This is a genomic window from Pseudonocardia sp. Cha107L01 (genome assembly GCF_052566575.1).
Window position 1 is genome coordinate 4,878,743 of record NZ_CP199579.1, and the last position, 15,793, is coordinate 4,894,535.

12 protein-coding genes are annotated in these 15,793 nt (G+C 72.2%); 11 read left to right on the forward strand and 1 reads right to left on the reverse strand.

The annotated features are described in order from the left end of the window. The first annotated feature begins 14 nt into the window (after positions 1-14). The 5 genes from wag31 (at position 15) to ACTXG6_RS22955 (ending at position 7,351) form a co-directional block, all read left to right on the forward strand. Entirely contained in the window at positions 15-893 is an 879-nt protein-coding gene (gene wag31, locus ACTXG6_RS22935; RefSeq protein WP_445189849.1) for a DivIVA-like cell division protein Wag31, read from the forward strand. Between the two features lie 631 nt (positions 894-1,524). Beyond that, a complete protein-coding gene (locus ACTXG6_RS22940) occupies positions 1,525-2,460 on the forward strand; it encodes a hypothetical protein (RefSeq protein ID WP_445189850.1) in 936 nt (311 codons plus the stop codon). A 260-nt stretch (positions 2,461-2,720) separates the two neighbouring features. Continuing rightward, positions 2,721-5,948 (forward strand): isoleucine--tRNA ligase, encoded by a 3,228-nt coding sequence (gene ileS / locus ACTXG6_RS22945; protein WP_445190093.1) that lies wholly within the window; start codon positions 2,721-2,723, stop codon positions 5,946-5,948. 62 nt (positions 5,949-6,010) lie between these two features. After that, positions 6,011-6,289, forward strand: a complete 279-nt coding sequence (locus ACTXG6_RS22950; protein ID WP_445189851.1) for a DUF167 domain-containing protein — start codon at positions 6,011-6,013, stop codon at positions 6,287-6,289. A 279-nt stretch (positions 6,290-6,568) separates the two neighbouring features. After that, entirely contained in the window at positions 6,569-7,351 is a 783-nt protein-coding gene (locus ACTXG6_RS22955) for a class I SAM-dependent methyltransferase (RefSeq protein ID WP_445189852.1), read from the forward strand. 72 nt (positions 7,352-7,423) lie between these two features. Here ACTXG6_RS22955 and ACTXG6_RS22960 read toward each other — a convergent pair whose 3' ends face one another. Beyond that, the gene (locus tag ACTXG6_RS22960) at positions 7,424-7,582 is read right to left on the reverse strand and encodes a hypothetical protein (protein WP_445189853.1); all 159 of its coding nucleotides are present in this window, start codon (positions 7,580-7,582) and stop codon (positions 7,424-7,426) included. Positions 7,583-7,598: 16 nt separating this feature from the next. Between ACTXG6_RS22960 and ACTXG6_RS22965 the strand changes: the two genes are divergently transcribed. The 6 genes from ACTXG6_RS22965 (at position 7,599) to dnaE (ending at position 15,705) form a co-directional block, all read left to right on the forward strand. Further along, positions 7,599-7,829 (forward strand): hypothetical protein, encoded by a 231-nt coding sequence (locus tag ACTXG6_RS22965; protein WP_445189854.1) that lies wholly within the window; start codon positions 7,599-7,601, stop codon positions 7,827-7,829. A gap of 173 nt (positions 7,830-8,002) precedes the next feature. Further along, positions 8,003-9,493: a potassium/proton antiporter gene (locus tag ACTXG6_RS22970; protein ID WP_445189855.1), complete on the forward strand. Its 1,491-nt coding sequence runs from the start codon at positions 8,003-8,005 to the stop codon at positions 9,491-9,493. 11 nt (positions 9,494-9,504) lie between these two features. Further along, positions 9,505-10,116, forward strand: a complete 612-nt coding sequence (lspA, locus tag ACTXG6_RS22975; protein WP_445189856.1) for a signal peptidase II — start codon at positions 9,505-9,507, stop codon at positions 10,114-10,116. 41 nt (positions 10,117-10,157) lie between these two features. Next, a complete protein-coding gene (locus ACTXG6_RS22980; protein WP_445190094.1) occupies positions 10,158-11,045 on the forward strand; it encodes an RluA family pseudouridine synthase in 888 nt (295 codons plus the stop codon). After that, positions 11,038-11,940 carry a hypothetical protein gene (locus ACTXG6_RS22985; RefSeq protein ID WP_445189857.1) on the forward strand — a complete coding sequence of 301 codons (903 nt, stop codon included), beginning with the start codon at positions 11,038-11,040 and terminating at the stop codon, positions 11,938-11,940. The genes ACTXG6_RS22980 and ACTXG6_RS22985 overlap by 8 nt, the downstream gene beginning before the upstream one ends. Before the next feature lie 153 nt (positions 11,941-12,093). Then, entirely contained in the window at positions 12,094-15,705 is a 3,612-nt protein-coding gene (dnaE, locus tag ACTXG6_RS22990; protein WP_445189858.1) for a DNA polymerase III subunit alpha, read from the forward strand. The last annotated feature ends 88 nt before the right edge of the window (positions 15,706-15,793 follow it).

The following is a 15,793-nucleotide window of genomic DNA, read 5'->3' on the forward strand; positions in this document are numbered from 1 at the left end:
CGTGAGGTGATCCGATGCCGCTGACCCCGGCCGACGTGCATAACGTCGCCTTCAGCAAGCCCCCGATCGGAAAACGGGGTTACAACGAGGACGAGGTGGATGCCTTCCTCGACCTCGTCGAACAAGAGCTTGGCAAGCTCATGGAGGAGAACACCGAGCTGCGCGACCAGGTGAACGCCCTGGAGCAGCAGCTGGGCAACGCGCAGAGTGACCTGTCCGAGGCGCGCGCCCAGGCCTCCCGTGCTCCCCAGCAGCGCCAGCGTCCGGCGGAAGAGACCCGCCAGACCATGGCGATGGCCATGCCGCCACCCCCCGTCCAGGCCCCGCCGCCGCCTCCCCAGGCTGCTCCCCAGGCGATGATGGACCCGGTCTCGCTCGGTGGTGACCACCACGTGCAGGCCGCGAAGGTGCTGGGACTCGCCCAGGAGATGGCCGACCGGCTGACCGCCGAGGCCAAGACCGAGGCCGATGGCATGCTCGGCGATGCGCGGACCAAGTCCGAGCAGCTGCTCTCGGAGGCTCGTACCAAGTCCGACGGACTGGTCAACGAGGCCCGAGTGCGTGCCGAGACCATGCTGAACGACGCCCGGACCAGGGCCGAGACGATGGAACGCCAATCTCGTGACAAGGCTGCCGCGCTGGTCGGGGAAGCCGAGCGTAAGCACAGCGAGATCATGGGCGGTATCCAGCGCGAGAAGTCGGTACTGGACAAGAAGATCGACGAGTTGCGTACCTTCGAGCGGGAGTACCGTACGAGGCTGAAGACGTACCTCGAATCGCAGCTGCGGGACCTCGCTGGCCGGGGATCTGCCGCTCCGTCGGACGGTCGGGCAAACTCGAGTCAGGGTTACGCGGCCACCGGCTACGGCTCAAGGGCAGACGCCGGCAGCTGAACCTCGGCCCGGCCCCAACGATTTGGTGGCCGGCGCCACAAGCGACGTCGTCACCTCGGAGTGAACTGTGTTACTGCTGGTCTTGATATTCGTGCTGGTGGCCTTCGGGTTGCTGCTGGTCGCCCTGGTGACCGGTACCGCGGCTTGGGCCTGGATCTCGGTGGTGGTGAGCGTGGCCGCCGCCGGGGCTCTGGTCTACGACTGGGCACAGCGGCGCGCCGCGGTCAAGACCGGTGCCGGAGAGCGTGCGCCTCGCGGCCAGTTCGCCGCGCCGACCAACATGATCGAACCGCCGACCACGGCGATTCCGGTCATGGGTGGCGCGGTGACTGATCCGCCGACCGAGGTTTTCGCGGCGATACGGCCCAACTCCGGAGTTGGACCGTCCGTCGCGGATGCACCGGAGACGGTTGCGATTCCAGCTGTGCCGCCGCCGTCCGGCTCCCCCGATCGACCGTCTAGCGCTGTGCCAGATGGAAGCCAATCAGGGGATGCACAGTCACCAAGCGTGACATCCGCGAGTGGCGATCGCTCGAATGTGCCGAATTCCGGCGCATCGTCACTAACGGGTGACAATGCCGGGGAAAAGGCACCTTCGGAATCCGGCAAATCGGCCGACCGAATTGGCGGAGTGGCCGCTGGCGCCGCGGGAGTGGCGGCGGCGGGTGCTGTGGCGGCCGGTGCCGCCGCGGCCCGGTCCGCGGCCAAGGGGCGCGATGCCGAACCCGCCGAAGGGGACGACCGGGCCAGGGATGACCGGGCCAGGGACGACCGGGCAGCGGCCGGCCGCCCGGCGGATGCCCGGCCGGTGGACGCCGAGCGCGGCGCCGACAGGTCCGAGACGAGGGTCGGCGGTCCCGCCGAACCGGACCGCCCGGCCAAGGCCGGCGAGCCGGTCAAGCCGGACAGCGTCACGTCGGACGGCGTCACGTCGGACGGCGTCACGTCGGACGGCGTCACGGACGGCACAGCCCGGGAGGCCCGGACCGAGGCGGACGCCGCGCCCCGGGACGCCGCCCGGACCACCGAGGGCGCGGACGGCGACAACGGGAGTACCACGGTGTTCCCGGCCGTCGGCGCGGCCGGTGCCGCCGCGGCGGCCCAGTCCGGCGAGCGCACCCCCGAGGGCGCTCCGGGTGAGCCCACCAGGGCGGGTCGGCCGGACGACGACGACAGCCACACCGCGGTGATCGCGAGGACGAACGACACCGCCGACGGTGCCCCGGCGCGGGAGTCCACCCCGAGGGAGCCGGTCGAGGCAGCAGCGGCGGCCGACGGCGCGAGCGGCGCCCAGGCGGTCCCGCCGGTGCAGGGCGGGCCGCCGCCCGAGCCCGACGAGGAACGGACCAGCCCGGCCGCCGAGGCGATCGTCGCGACCCTCTCCGAGGAGGTGGCGGTCATCGACGAGCAGCCGCGCTTCCACCTGCTCAGCTGCCGGCTGCTCGCCGGCAACGACACGATCCCGCTGCCGGCCAAGGAGGCCGTCGAGTACGGCTTCACCCCGTGCGCGGTGTGCTCGCCGGTGCGCACACTGGCCGCGCGGAACCGGGCGGCGTCGTCCTCCTGACCCGCGCTATCCTGGAACCAGCACGACAGGCGTCGATCCGGCCATCACCGGGGAGCCTCCGGAAGAACAGGGTCACCGCCCGCGGCGGCGATCCCCAGTAGAACCGGACGGGTCGGCCCGTCACAGCCTGGCGTAACGAGCGGTCGCCGACGATGTATCTCACGCCGTCGGCGGCAAGCGGGGTGGTACCGCGGTCCGGGCGCAGCCCCGGGTTCGTCCCCGTGCGGAGCACGACAGGGCTGCACGAGGAGTACTGCGAGATGGTTTATCCCAAGGTCGACGTCACCAGCGCGGACGACGGCGCGAGCACCGGCGGCGGTTCGGTGCCGCCCCAGCCGTCGTTCCCGGTGCTGGAACGCACCGTGCTGGCCCGCTGGGAGGCCGACCGGACGTTCCAGGCGTCGGTCGACGCCCGCCCGGCCGGGGAGAACGGCGCCAACGAGTTCGTCTTCTACGACGGGCCGCCGTTCGCGAACGGCCTGCCGCACTACGGCCACCTGCTCACCGGCTACGTCAAGGACGTGGTGCCGCGCTACCAGACCATGCGCGGCAAGCACGTGGAGCGCCGGTTCGGCTGGGACACCCACGGCCTGCCCGCCGAGGTGACCACCGAGCAGGAGCTCGGCCTCAAGCACAAGTCGGATATCGAGGAGATGGGCGTCGCGGCCTTCAACGAGGCCTGCCGCGCCTCGGTGCTGCGCTACACCTCGGAGTGGCGGGACTACGTCACCCGCCAGGCGCGCTGGGTGGACTTCGACAACGACTACAAGACGCTCGACCTGCCCTACATGGAAAGTGTCATGTGGGCGTTCAAGACACTGTGGGACAAGGGCCTGATCTACGCCGGGTTCCGGGTGCTCTGGTACTGCTGGCGGGACGAGACGCCGCTGGCCGCCACCGAGACCAAGATGGACGACGCCTACCGGGACCGGCAGGACCCGGCGGTCACCGTCGGCCTGCGGCTCACCGCGCCCGGCGACGCCGACCTGGACGGCGCGCTGGCGCTGATCTGGACGACCACCCCGTGGACGCTGCCGTCCAACCTGGCCATGGCGGTGGGCACGGACATCGACTACGCGCTGGTCAGGGCGGCGAACGGGGAGCGCTACCTGCTCGCGGAGGCCCGCGTCGGGCACTACGCCCGCGAGCTGGGCGAGGTCGGCACAGACGGGGCAGCGACGGTGCTGCGCCGGCTCAAGGGCAGTGAGCTGCTCGGGCTCGGCTACACCCCGCCGTTCGACTTCTTCGCCGGCCGGCCGAACGCGCACCGGGTGCTCGCCGCCGACTACGTGACCACCGAGGACGGCACCGGCATCGTGCACATCGCGCCGGCCTTCGGTGAGGAGGACAAGGAGGTCACCGACGCGGCCGGTATCGAGGTCGTGGTCCCGGTCGACTCCCGGGGCGAGTTCACCGTCGAGGTGCCGCCGTACGCCGGCATGCACGTGTTCGATGCGAACGCCCACATCATCCGCGACCTGCGCGACGGCCCGAGCGGCGCGAACCCGCACGTGCAGGGTGTGCTGCTGCGGCACGAGACCCACGACCACCCGTACCCGCACTGCTGGCGCTGCGGCAACCCGCTGATCCAGCGCGCGGTGGACTCCTGGTTCGTCAGGGTCACCGCGTTCCGGGACCGGATGGTCGAGCTGAACCAGCAGATCACCTGGGTGCCGGAGAACGTCAAGGACGGTCAGTTCGGCAAGTGGCTGGAGGGCGCCCGGGACTGGAACATCTCCCGCAACCGGTACTGGGGCAGCCCGGTCCCGGTCTGGCAGTCCGACGACCCGAACTATCCGCGCACCGACGTCTACGGCTCGCTGGACGAGTTGGAGCGCGACTTCGGGGTCCGCCCGACCGACCTGCACCGCCCGCACATCGACAACCTGACCCGGCCCAACCCGGACGACCCGACCGGGCGCTCCACCATGCGCCGGGTACCCGAGGTGCTGGACTGCTGGTTCGACTCCGGCTCGATGCCCTTCGCCCAGGTGCACTACCCGTTCGAGAACGCCGACTGGTTCAAGTACCACTACCCGGGCGACTTCATCGTCGAGTACAACGGGCAGACCCGGGGCTGGTTCTACCTGCTGCACGTGTTGGCGACCGCGCTGTTCGACCGGCCGGCGTTCTCCTCGTGCATCGCGCACGGCATCGTGCTCGGCGACGACGGCCTGAAGATGTCCAAGTCGAAGGGCAACTACCCGGACGTCAACGAGGTGTTCGACCGGGACGGCAGCGACGCGATGCGCTGGTTCCTGATGGCGTCGCCGATCCTGCGCGGCGGCAACCTGGTGGTCACCGAGCAGGGCATCCGGGAGGGCGTCCGGCAGGCCATCCTGCCGCTATGGAACACCTGGTACTTCCTCGCGCTGTACGCCAACGCGGCCGGGCGCGAGGGTCGCATCAGGACGGACAGCCCGCACGTGCTGGACCGCTACATGCTGGCCAAGACGGCCGAGCTGGTCGACGCGGTGACCGAGGCGCAGGACCGCTACGACATCGCCGGCGCCTGCGCCATCGTCCGCGACCACGCCGAGGTGCTCACCAACTGGTACGTGCGCCGTTCCCGGGAGCGGTTCTGGGACGGTGACCAGGACGCCATCGACACCCTGCACACCGTGCTCGAGCTGACAGCCCGGGTGGTGGCACCGCTGCTGCCGCTTACCGCCGAGGCGATCTGGCGGGGGCTCACCGGCGGCCGCTCGGTGCACCTGACGGACTGGCCGGCGCGCGGCGAGATGCCGCACGACACCGCGCTGGTGGCCGGGATGGACCGGGTCCGCCAGGTCGCGTCAACGGCGCTGTCGCTGCGCAAGGCGAACAAGCTGCGGGTGCGGCTGCCGCTGACCAGGCTCACCGTGGCCGCCGAGGACGCCGCCCTGCTGGCGCCGTTCGCCGACATCCTCGCCGACGAGGTGAACGTCAAGGACGTCGAACTGTCGACCGAGGTGCGGCGCTTCGGCCGGTTCGAGCTGACCGTGAACGCCCGGGTCTGCGGGCCCCGGCTCGGCGGCGACACCCAGAAGGTGATCCGTGCGGTCAAGGCGGGCGAGTGGGAGCAGGCCGCCGACGGCACGGTGAGCGCCGCCGGCATCGATCTGCTGCCGGGGGAGTACAGCGAGCGGCTGGTGCCCGGCGAGGCGGTGGACGGCGCGTCCAACGTCACGGCGGCGCTGCCGGGCAGCTCCGGACTGGTCGTGCTGGACACCGAGGTCACCCCGGAGCTGGCCGCCGAGGGGCTGGCCAAGGACGTGGTGCGACTCGTGCAGCAGGCTCGCCGGGAGGCCGGCCTCGACGTGTCCGACCGCGTCGCGCTGACCCTCGACGCACCCGCCGAGGTGCTCGAGGCGGTACGGGCGCACCAGGACTTCCTCGCTGACGAGGTGCTGGCGACCTCGGTGACCTATGCGCCCGTGGCGGAGCCGACCCTCGCCGCTCCGGTCACCGGCGGTGCCGCTGTCACCGTCCACGTCGCCGCCGTCTAACCCTGTGAGTGGTATTGGTCGCCAGGGGGACCAATACCACTCACAGGGAATGTGGAGGTGCGGTGCGGGTTCGGGTGCGGGCGCGGCCCGGCGCACGTCGCGTCGAGGTCGGCGGCTGCTGGGACGGGCCGGGCGGGCCGGCGCTGCTGGTCGCGGTGCGGGCCAGGGCGGTCGAGGGCCAGGCCAACGAGGCGGTGGTCGAGGCGCTGGCCTCGGCGTTCGCCCTGCGCCGCGGCGAGGTGACGATCGCCGCCGGCCACCGGGGTCGGGACAAGATCGTCGAGCTGGCCGGCGAGCCCGGGGCACTGGCCGCCAGGCTGGCGGAGCTGCTGCGGCGCTGACACCCCGGCACCGCCCCCTGCACCCGGAACCCGCCGCACCCGGAACCCGCGCACCCGGAACCCGCCGCACCCGGAACGCGCCGCACCCGGAACCCGCCCGCGGCGCGTTACCGAGCTGCACACCAGGCAGGTTCTGAGCGCCCGCAACCTGCCTGGTGTGCAGCTCGGTAACAACAGGCGCCGCGCTGGCCCGGCCTGGCGCCAGCGGTGTTGCGTATACCTACGCAGAGCAAAGGGCTCACGGGTGGCGGCGGTCGGGCGCCCTGGCATGCTGAGCCGGTGACGAGTACCGGGACGGCCAGCGACCGCTGGCGGGAGTTGCAGGAGGCGCGGGGCATACCGCCGGAGATCGTGGCGAACGCCCCGGACAACCCGTGGCGACACGACCCGAAGCACTTCGGAGCACCCGCCGAGCCCCATGACACGCCCTCCCGGGACGCCGCGATTGCCCTGCTCAGTGCGGATGGGCCCCGGCGCGGGCCGTTGACCGTGCTGGACGTCGGCTGCGGCGGCGGGACCGCCTCGCTGGCCGTCGCCGACCACGCCGGCCTGCTCGTCGGCGTGGACCAGAACCCCGGCATGCTCGAGGTGTTCGCCGCTGACTGCGAGGCCCGCGGCGTCGAGTACCGCACCGTGCTCGGCGCATGGCCGTCGGTCGCCAACGAGGCCGGCATCGCCGACGCGGTGCTGTGCCACCACGTCGGCTACAACACCGTGGAGTTCCCGCCGTTCCTGGTGGCCATGACGGCGGCGGCGCGGCGCGGCGTGGTCATGGAGCTCACCGCCGCGCACCCGATGGCCTGGTTGGACCCGCTCTGGGTGCGGTTCCACGGACTGCATCGGCCACCACCGGCCACCGCGGACGACGCCGTCGCGGTGCTCAACGAGCTGGGCATCGAGCCGACCGTGGTGCGCTGGGACCGGCCGGCCCGGCTGCCCGAGGACCCGGAGTGGGTGGCCCGGCGGCTGTGCCTGCCGCCGGAGCGGATCGGCGAGGTGGCCGACGCACTCGCCGAACTGCCGGCCGGCCGCCCGAGGTCGACCGTCACGCTCAGCTGGTAGGGGCGAGCCGGGTCAGCGCCCGCTGACCAGCCACCGGGCGAGCAGGATGCCGAGCGGCCGCCCGGCCTGAGCTCAGCGCCGGACCGGTGCGGCCGGACCGGCACCGAGCAGCCGCCGTCCCACCCGCACCCAGAGCGACCACCGGACCGGCCGCGCCGGCGGGTCACCGACCGCGTACCCGGCCCGGTCCAGCAGCTCCTCCAGCACCGCGTCGTGCAGCCAGCGGATCACATCGGACGACCCGCTGGTGGCACCGACCGTGCGCCGGGTCACCCAGCGCCGGCTCGACTACCTGACCGGACTGTTCACCAGCCTGGACTTCGACCCGGTCTCGGCCGGCCGGCGCGCGCTGCTGGCGTACACCACCTACCTCGGGCACGCCCAGCTCGCCCGCACCGTGCCGGACGCGGTTCCGCCGGGCGGCCCGGAGCGGCAGGCCTACCTCGACTCGGTCCTGGCGACTCTGCTGGCCCGGTGAGGCTGGCCCGGTGAGGCTGGCCCGGTGAGGCTGGCCCGGTGAGGCTGGCCCGGTGAGGCTGGCCGGGCGAGGCTGGGCCGGTCTCGCTGGGGCCGGTGACCTGACCCGGTGATCGGCCGCGCCCGCCGCCGCGGTGAAATTACCGGTCAGAGCCGGCCGCGGACGGGGGTGCGATGAACGTCTCCCTCGAAGCGGTCCTGGGCATCGGCGCCGCCGTCGTGCTGCTCAGTGTGGTGGCGGTGCGCGCCTCGGTCCGCCTGGGGCTGCCGTCGCTGCTGCTGTACCTCGGGATCGGCGTGCTGCTCGGCGAGTCGGTGCTGGGCTTCCAGTTCTCCAACGCCGGGCTCACCGAGTCACTCGGGCTGGCCGCGCTGGTACTGATCCTCATCGAGGGCGGGTTGACCACCCGCTGGGAGGACGTCCGGCCGTCGCTCAACATCGGTATCTCGCTGTCCACGCTGGCCGTGGCCGTCAGCATCGGGGTCACCGGGACCGCGCTGCACCTGCTGCTCGGGCTGGACTGGCGCACCGCGTTCCTGTGGGGCGCCGTGCTGTCCTCGACGGACGCGGCGGCGGTGTTCAGCGTGCTGCGCGGGGTGGGGGTGCGGCGTCGGATGTCCGCGGCGCTCGAACTGGAGTCCGGGCTCAACGACGCCCCGGTGGTCATCGCGGTGGTCCTGCTCGCCGCCCCGGGACCGCTGCAGTGGTGGAGCCCCGCGCTGGTGGTCTACGAGCTCGCGGTGGGCGGCGCGGTCGGCGCGGCACTCGGCTTCGGCGGGGCGTGGGCGCTGCGCCGGGCCGCACTGCCGGCGACCGGGCTGTACCCGCTGGCCACCATGGCCGTCTGCGTGCTCGGCTACGCCGGCGGCCAGTGGTTGCACGCGTCCGGGTTCCTCGCCACGTACCTCGCCGCACTGATCCTCGGCAACTCGAACCTGCCGCACCGGGGCGGCGTGATGTCCTTCGCCGAGGGCACCGGATGGCTCGCCCAGATCGGGCTGTTCGTGCTGCTTGGGCTGTACTCCTCACCCGGCGCGCTGGGCGGCGCGCTGCTGCCAGCGCTCGTCGCCGGGCTGGTCCTGGTGCTGCTCGGCCGGCCGCTGTCCATCGTGGTGTCCATGCTGCCGTTCCGATTGCCCTGGCGGGAGCAGGCCTTCCTGTCCTGGGCCGGGCTGCGCGGCGCGGTACCCATCGTGCTCGCGCTGATCCCCGTGACCCGTGCCCCGGACAGCCAGGGCGCGCGGCTGCTGGTCGACGTGGTGCTGGTGCTGGTCGTCGTGCTCACCCTGCTGCAGGGCACCACGCTGCCCTGGGTGGCTCGACTGCTCCGCGTGTCGCGCGCCGCGGAGGCCACCGAGATCGAGGTCGACTCCGCCCCGCTGGACGAGCTCGCCGCCGACCTGCTGCAGGTGCGGGTGCCGGTCGGCTCCCGGCTGCACGGGGTGTACCTGCGCGAGCTGAGACTGCCCAAGGGGGCGCTGGTCAGCCTGATCGTGCGGGGCGGCGACGGCTTCACCCCCACCCCGGACACCCGGTTGCAGGAGCGTGACCAGCTGCTGGTGGTCACCACCGCCGCGGTCCGGAGCCGGGCCGAACAACGGATCCGCGCGGTCGACCGGGCCGGCCGGCTGGCCCGGTGGCGCGGTGAGTCCGGCCGGTCGTAGACAATTGACTCATGACCACGTCGTCCGAGCCCGAGGCCGCCGAGGAATACCCGCGGCCCGGCGGCGGTCGCGCCCCGGGCACCCGACCGCTGCGGGGGCTGACCCTGGCCGTGGTCGCCGCCGCGGTATGGGCGATCGACCTCAAGACCAAGATGCTCGCGGTGGACCACCTGGAGTGGCAACCCCCGCTGCGGGTCCTGGACGGCCTGGTCTATCTGCAGCTGGTGCGCAACCCGGGTGCCGCCTTCGGAATGGCCACCGGGATGACCTGGTTGCTCACTCTGATCGCGGCCGGCGTGGTGGTGGCCATCGTGCGGGTGTCCGGGCGGTTGCACTCGCGGGGCTGGGCGGTGGCCCTGGGCCTGGTGCTCGGCGGCGCGCTGGGCAACCTCACCGACCGGGTGTTCCGCTACCCCGGGATCTTCCGGGGCTGGGTGGTGGACATGGTCTCGGTGTTCGCCCCGGACGGGCGGGTCTGGCCGGTGTTCAACGCGGCCGACTCGGCGATCTGCACCGGCGGTGTGCTGCTCGTGCTGCTGGCGCTGATCGGTATCGAGCTCGACGGCACCCGGGGACGCAAACGGCGCCCCGAGCCCGGCCAGGACAGTGAGGCCGGCGAGTGACGGACACACGGGAGCTGCCGGTACCGGACGGACTGGACGGCATGCGGGTGGACGCCGGGTTGTCCCGGCTGCTCGGGCTGTCCCGGACCGTGGTGGCCGGGCTCGCCGAGAACGGCCAGATCCAGGTGGACGGGCGGACGCTGGACAAGTCGGACCGGCTGATCGCCGGCACCTGGCTCGAGGTCACGCTGCCCACGCCGGAGCGGCCGGCGCCGACCGAGCCGGCCGCCCGGGTCGACGGCCTGAACCGGCTGTACGAGGACGACGACATCGTCGTGGTCGACAAGCCGGTGGGGGTGGCCGCGCACCCGAGCCCCGGGTGGGACGGTCCGACGGTGACCGGTGGGCTGGCCGCGCTGGGGGTACAGCTGTCCACGTCCGGCGCGGAGGAACGCAAGGGCATCGTGCACCGACTCGACGCCGGCACCACCGGGATCATGGTGGTGGCCAAGTCCGAGCGGGCGTACACCGCGCTGAAGTGGGCGTTCAAGCAGCGCGAGGTGACCAAGCGCTACCACGCCATCGTGCAGGGCCACCCGGACCCGAGCCGGGGCACCGTGGACGCCCCGATCGACCGGCACCCCAGGCACGACTACCGCTTCGCCGTGGTGGCCGGCGGCAAGCCCAGCGTCACGCACTACGACACGGTGGAGGCGTTCCCGGCCGCCAGCCTGTTGGACATCAAGCTGGAGACCGGGCGCACGCACCAGATCCGGGTGCACATGTCCGCACTGCGGCATCCCTGCGTGGGTGACCTCACCTACGGCGCCGACCCGGCCCTGGCCGAGAAGCTGGGGCTGACCCGGCAGTGGCTGCACGCCCGCCAGCTCGGTTTCGCGCACCCCGGCGACGGCCGCCAGGTGGAGTTCACCAGTCCCTACCCGGACGACCTGCGGCACGCTCTGGACGTGCTGCGGGACGATGGCTGACGCCGGCACCGACAGCGACACCGGCGGGCGGACCGCGCACCGGCCGCTCTGGCCGGCGCTGCTCTGCGTGCTGCTGGTGCTGCTCGCGGTGGCCTGGGTGGCCGGCCGGCAGTCCCTGTTCGGCGCACCCGACCAGCCGGCCTCGCTCGACGCCGTGCGGCTCGGCCCCGACCCCGGCGCCCCGGTGGCCGCCTACCTGGCAGGTCTGCCCGCCCGGTGGCCGGCGCCCGGTGCGCCGGCGGTCCCCGCGCTGGTGCAGTTCGGTACCGAGCTGGACGGGGCGAGCGTCGCCCGGCTGCTCGCCGGCGTCACCCCGGCCACCGCGGTGATCCGGGTGCCGCTGCCCCGGGTGCAGACCGCGCTGCGGTTCGAGGCGTTGCCCCCGGTCGACCTGGCGGACCCGGTGCTCGACGCCCAGCGGCAGCTCGCGCTCGCCCAGCAGGCCGCCGCGCGGGACGCCTCGGCGGAGGCCGGCCGGCTGACCGGGCGGGCCGCCTCGGTGGCCCGCTACGAGGCCGCTGTACTGGGCGGAGGGCTGGGCGGCGCGGCGGGCGGTGCACCGAGCGGCGCGGCGCCTGGCGCACCGAGCGGCGCGGCGCCTGGGGGACCGAGCGGCGAGGCGGGCGGTGCACAGAGCGGCGCACCGAGCCCGTGTCGGTGTGTGCTCGCGGTGCTGGTGGTCGGCGACCGGGCGGCGCTGTCCCGGCTGGCCGAGCAGCCGGCGGTGCGCGCGGTGGACGCGGCCCCGGCGGGGACTCCGACGTCCGGGGTGGCGCTGGCGCCGCTGCTGCCGGAGCAGACCCAGGCGGCCGACCCGGTGCCGGACGACGGCCCGGTGCCCAGCTCGACGGGTCGCGGTCCCGGACCGGAGCCGACCGTGCCGGGTGGCTCCTGAGCTCCCTTTGCTCTGCGTAGGTATACGCAACACCGCAGGTCCGGGCAGCGCCATCGGACCCGCTGACAGGCAGGGCAACGTTGCCCACCGCACGGGACTGTCGGTGGCCCGGATTAGATTGGGGGCCGTTCCGGCGGGGAGGAGTCCTGTTCCATGTCGACTCGGTCGTCCGGCACCAGCCGGGACAGCTTCGTCCATCTGCACACCCACACCGAGTTCTCCATGCTCGACGGGGCCGCCCGGCTCGACGACCTGTTCACCGAGGCGTCCCGGATGGGCATGCCGGCGCTGGCCATGACCGACCACGGCAATGTGTTCGGGGCCTACGAGTTCTGGCGCAAGGCCAACGCGCACGGGGTCAAGCCGATCATCGGCATGGAGGGTTACCTGGCCCCGGGCAGCCGGCACGAGCGCAAGCGGGTGACCCTCGGCGGCCAGCAGGTCAGCGACGACAACCCGGGTGAGATGTACACCCACATGACGCTGCTCGCGGAGAACACCGAGGGCATGCACAACCTGTTCCGGCTCTCCAGCCTCGCCTCGCTCGAGGGCTACTACTACAAACCCCGGATGGACCGGGAGCTGCTGGCGACCTACGGCAAGGGCATCATCGCCACCACCGGGTGCCCGTCCGGTGAGGTGCAGCGGCTGCTGCAGCAGGGCCGGTTCGACGACGCCTGCCAGGCGGCCAGCGACTACCGGGACATCTTCGGCAGGGAGAACTTCTTCTGCGAGCTGATGGACCACGGCATCGCGATCGAGAGGCAGGTCCAGCAGCAGCTGTTCGAGCTGAAGAAGAAGCTCGACCTGCCCGGCCTCGCCACCAACGACCTGCACTACACCTACGCCTCCGACGCCAAGCCGCACGAGGTGCTGCTGTGCGTGCAGACCGGCAAGACGCTGGCCGACCCGAACCGGTTCAAGTTCGATGCGCAGGACTTCTACCTCAAGTCGCCGGAGGAGATGCGCCACCAGTGGGACCCCCGGTTCCCGGAGGCGTGCGACAACACCCTGGCCATCGCCGAGCGGGTCCACGTCGAGTTCACCGAGGGCCAGGACCTGATGCCCCGCGCCCCCGTCCCGGAGGGCGAGACGGAGCAGAGCTGGCTGGTCAAGGAGGTCGAACGGGGCCTGCACCGGCGGTTCCCGGAGGGCATCACCGGGCAGTACCGCACGCAGGCCGAGTACGAGGTCGGCGTCATCATGCAGATGGGCTTCCCCGGCTACTTCCTGGTGGTTGCCGACCTCATCCAGCACGCCAAGTCGGTCGGCATCCGGTGCGGCCCCGGCCGGGGCTCGGCCGCCGGCTCGCTGGTCGCCTACGCCCTGGGCATCACCGACCTGGACCCGATCAAGCACAAGCTGATCTTCGAGCGGTTCCTCAACCCCGAGCGCATCTCGATGCCCGACATCGACATGGACTTCGACGAGCGCCGGCGCGGCGAGATGATCCGCTACACCACGGAGAAGTACGGCGAGGACCGCATCGCCCAGATCATCACCTACTCCACGATCAAGGCGAAGGCGGCGGTCAAGGACTCCGCCCGGGTGCTGTTCGGCCAGCCCGGGTACTCGGTGGCGGACCGGATCACCAAGGCGATGCCGCCGCCGGTGATGGGCAAGGACATCCCGCTGTCCGGCGTGTTCGACCCGGCCCACAAGCGCTACTCCGAGGCGTCGGAGGTGCGCGCGCTCTACGAGGCCGACCCGCAGGTCAGGGAGATCATCGACACCGCCCGGGGGCTGGAGGGGCTCAAGCGGCAGTGGGGGGTTCACGCGGCCGGCGTGATCATGTCCAGCAAGCCGCTGATCGATGTGATCCCGATCCAGCGCCGGGAGGCCGACGGCGCGATCATCACCCAGTTCGACATGGGCGCCTGCGAAGCGCTCGGGCTGCTCAAGATGGACTTCCTCGGGCTGCGCAACCTGACGACCATCGACGACGCACTGGAGAACATCGAGCTCAACGGCAAGCCGGCCCTGACGATCGAGAGCGTCGAGCTGGACGACCCGGCCACCTACGCGCTGCTCGGCCGGGGCGACACGCTCGGGGTGTTCCAGCTGGACGGCGGCCCGATGCGCGACCTGCTGCGCCGGATGGCACCCACCGAGTTCGACGACATCTCCGCCGTGGGCGCGCTGTACCGGCCCGGCCCGATGGGCGCGAACGCGCACAACGACTACGCCGACCGCAAGAACAGGCGCCAGGAGGTCACCCCGATCCACCCGGAGCTGGCCGAGCCGCTCAAGGAGATCCTCGGTGAGACCTACGGCCTGATCGTCTACCAGGAACAGGTCATGGCGATCGCGCAGAAGCTGGCCGGCTACACGCTCGGCCAGGCCGACCTGCTGCGCCGCGCGATGGGCAAGAAGAAGAAGGAGATCCTGGACAAGGAGTACGCCGGCTTCGCCCAGGGCATGAACGACCACGGCTACTCCCCGGCCGCGGTCAAGACGCTGTGGGACATCCTGCTGCCGTTCTCCGACTACGCGTTCAACCGGGCACACTCCGCGGCCTACGGGGTGGTCACCTACTGGACCGCGTACCTCAAGGCGAACTACCCGGCGGAGTACATGGCCGCCCTGCTGACCAGCGTGCGCGACGACAAGGACAGGGCGGCCGGCTACCTGGCCGAGTGCCGGCACATGGGCATCACCGTGCTGCCGCCGGACGTGAACTCCTCGGTGCGCAACTTCGCCCCGGTCAACGACGACATCCGGTTCGGGCTCGGCGCGGTCCGCAACGTCGGCGTCAACGTGGTCGACGCGATCGTCGAGGCCCGCCGGGAGAAGGGCGCCTTCGTCGACTTCTCCGACTTCCTGCGCAAGGTCGACGCGGTGGTGTGCAACAAGAAGGTCATCGAGTCGCTGATCAAGGCGGGCGCCTTCGACTCGCTCGGGCACCCGCGCAAGGGCCTGTTGTTGGTGCACGCGGACGCGGTGGACGCGGTGATGAGCACCAAGCGGGCCGCCTCGGTCGGTCAGTTCGACCTGTTCGGCGGCGACGACGCCGCGGCGCTGGGCGGCGTGTTCGACATCCCGGTGCCGGACGAGCACTGGCCGGCCAAGCACCAGCTCGCGGTGGAGCGGGAGATGCTCGGGCTCTACGTGTCCGGGCACCCGCTGAACGGGTTGGAGGCGCTGCTCGCGGCGAAGACCGACACCCAGATCCCGACCATTCTGGCGGGCGAGGTCGCGGACGGCGCCCAGGTCACCGTCGGCGGCCTGCTCACCGGGGTGAACCGCCGGGTGAACAAGAACGGCGAGCCGTGGGCGTCCGCGCAGCTGGAGGACCTGGCCGGCGGGATCGAGGTGCTGTTCTTCCCCCGCACCTACACCGTGGTCGGGACGGACATCGCCGAGGACGCGGTCGTACTGGTCAAGGCCAGGGTGAACCGGCGCGACGACAAGGTCTCACTGATCGCCAACGACCTCGCGCTGCCGGATCTCACCGCCGCGACCGCTAGCACCGGCGGGACGCCCACCGTCGCCGCCGCCACCTCAGCCACCACTACCGTCGCCGCCGCCGGGGCGCCCACCGGGCCGCTGGAGGTGAGCCTGCGGGCCGACCACTGCACCCCGCGCCGGGTCGCCGAGCTGAAGGACGTGCTGGGCCGCCACCCCGGCCAGCACGAGGTGCACCTGCGGCTGCTCAACGGCACCAGGGCCACCGTGCTGAAGCTGGACGACGGGCTGCGGGTCAACCGGAGCCCGGCGCTGCTGGCCGACCTCAAGGCGCTGCTCGGCCCCGGCTGCCTGACTTGAACTGCCTGACCTGACCGACGGCGCCCGGCTCTCCGTCGGGCGGGCCCGCTCCGTCAGGCGGGGCGCTGACCTGACCGACGGCGCCCGG

Bases quoted from the DNA above. Each gene is read 5' to 3' on its own strand.
- ACTXG6_RS22980 (WP_445190094.1), top strand. From the start codon at position 10,158: ATGCGGGTGGACGCCGGGTTGTCCCGGCTGCTCGGGCTGTCCCGGACC.
- ileS (WP_445190093.1), top strand. From the start codon at position 2,721: ATGGTTTATCCCAAGGTCGACGTCACCAGCGCGGACGACGGCGCGAGC.
- ACTXG6_RS22970 (WP_445189855.1), top strand. From the start codon at position 8,003: ATGAACGTCTCCCTCGAAGCGGTCCTGGGCATCGGCGCCGCCGTCGTG.
- ACTXG6_RS22985 (WP_445189857.1), top strand. From the start codon at position 11,038: ATGGCTGACGCCGGCACCGACAGCGACACCGGCGGGCGGACCGCGCAC.
- lspA (WP_445189856.1), top strand. From the start codon at position 9,505: ATGACCACGTCGTCCGAGCCCGAGGCCGCCGAGGAATACCCGCGGCCC.
- dnaE (WP_445189858.1), top strand. From the start codon at position 12,094: ATGTCGACTCGGTCGTCCGGCACCAGCCGGGACAGCTTCGTCCATCTG.
- wag31 (WP_445189849.1), top strand. From the start codon at position 15: ATGCCGCTGACCCCGGCCGACGTGCATAACGTCGCCTTCAGCAAGCCC.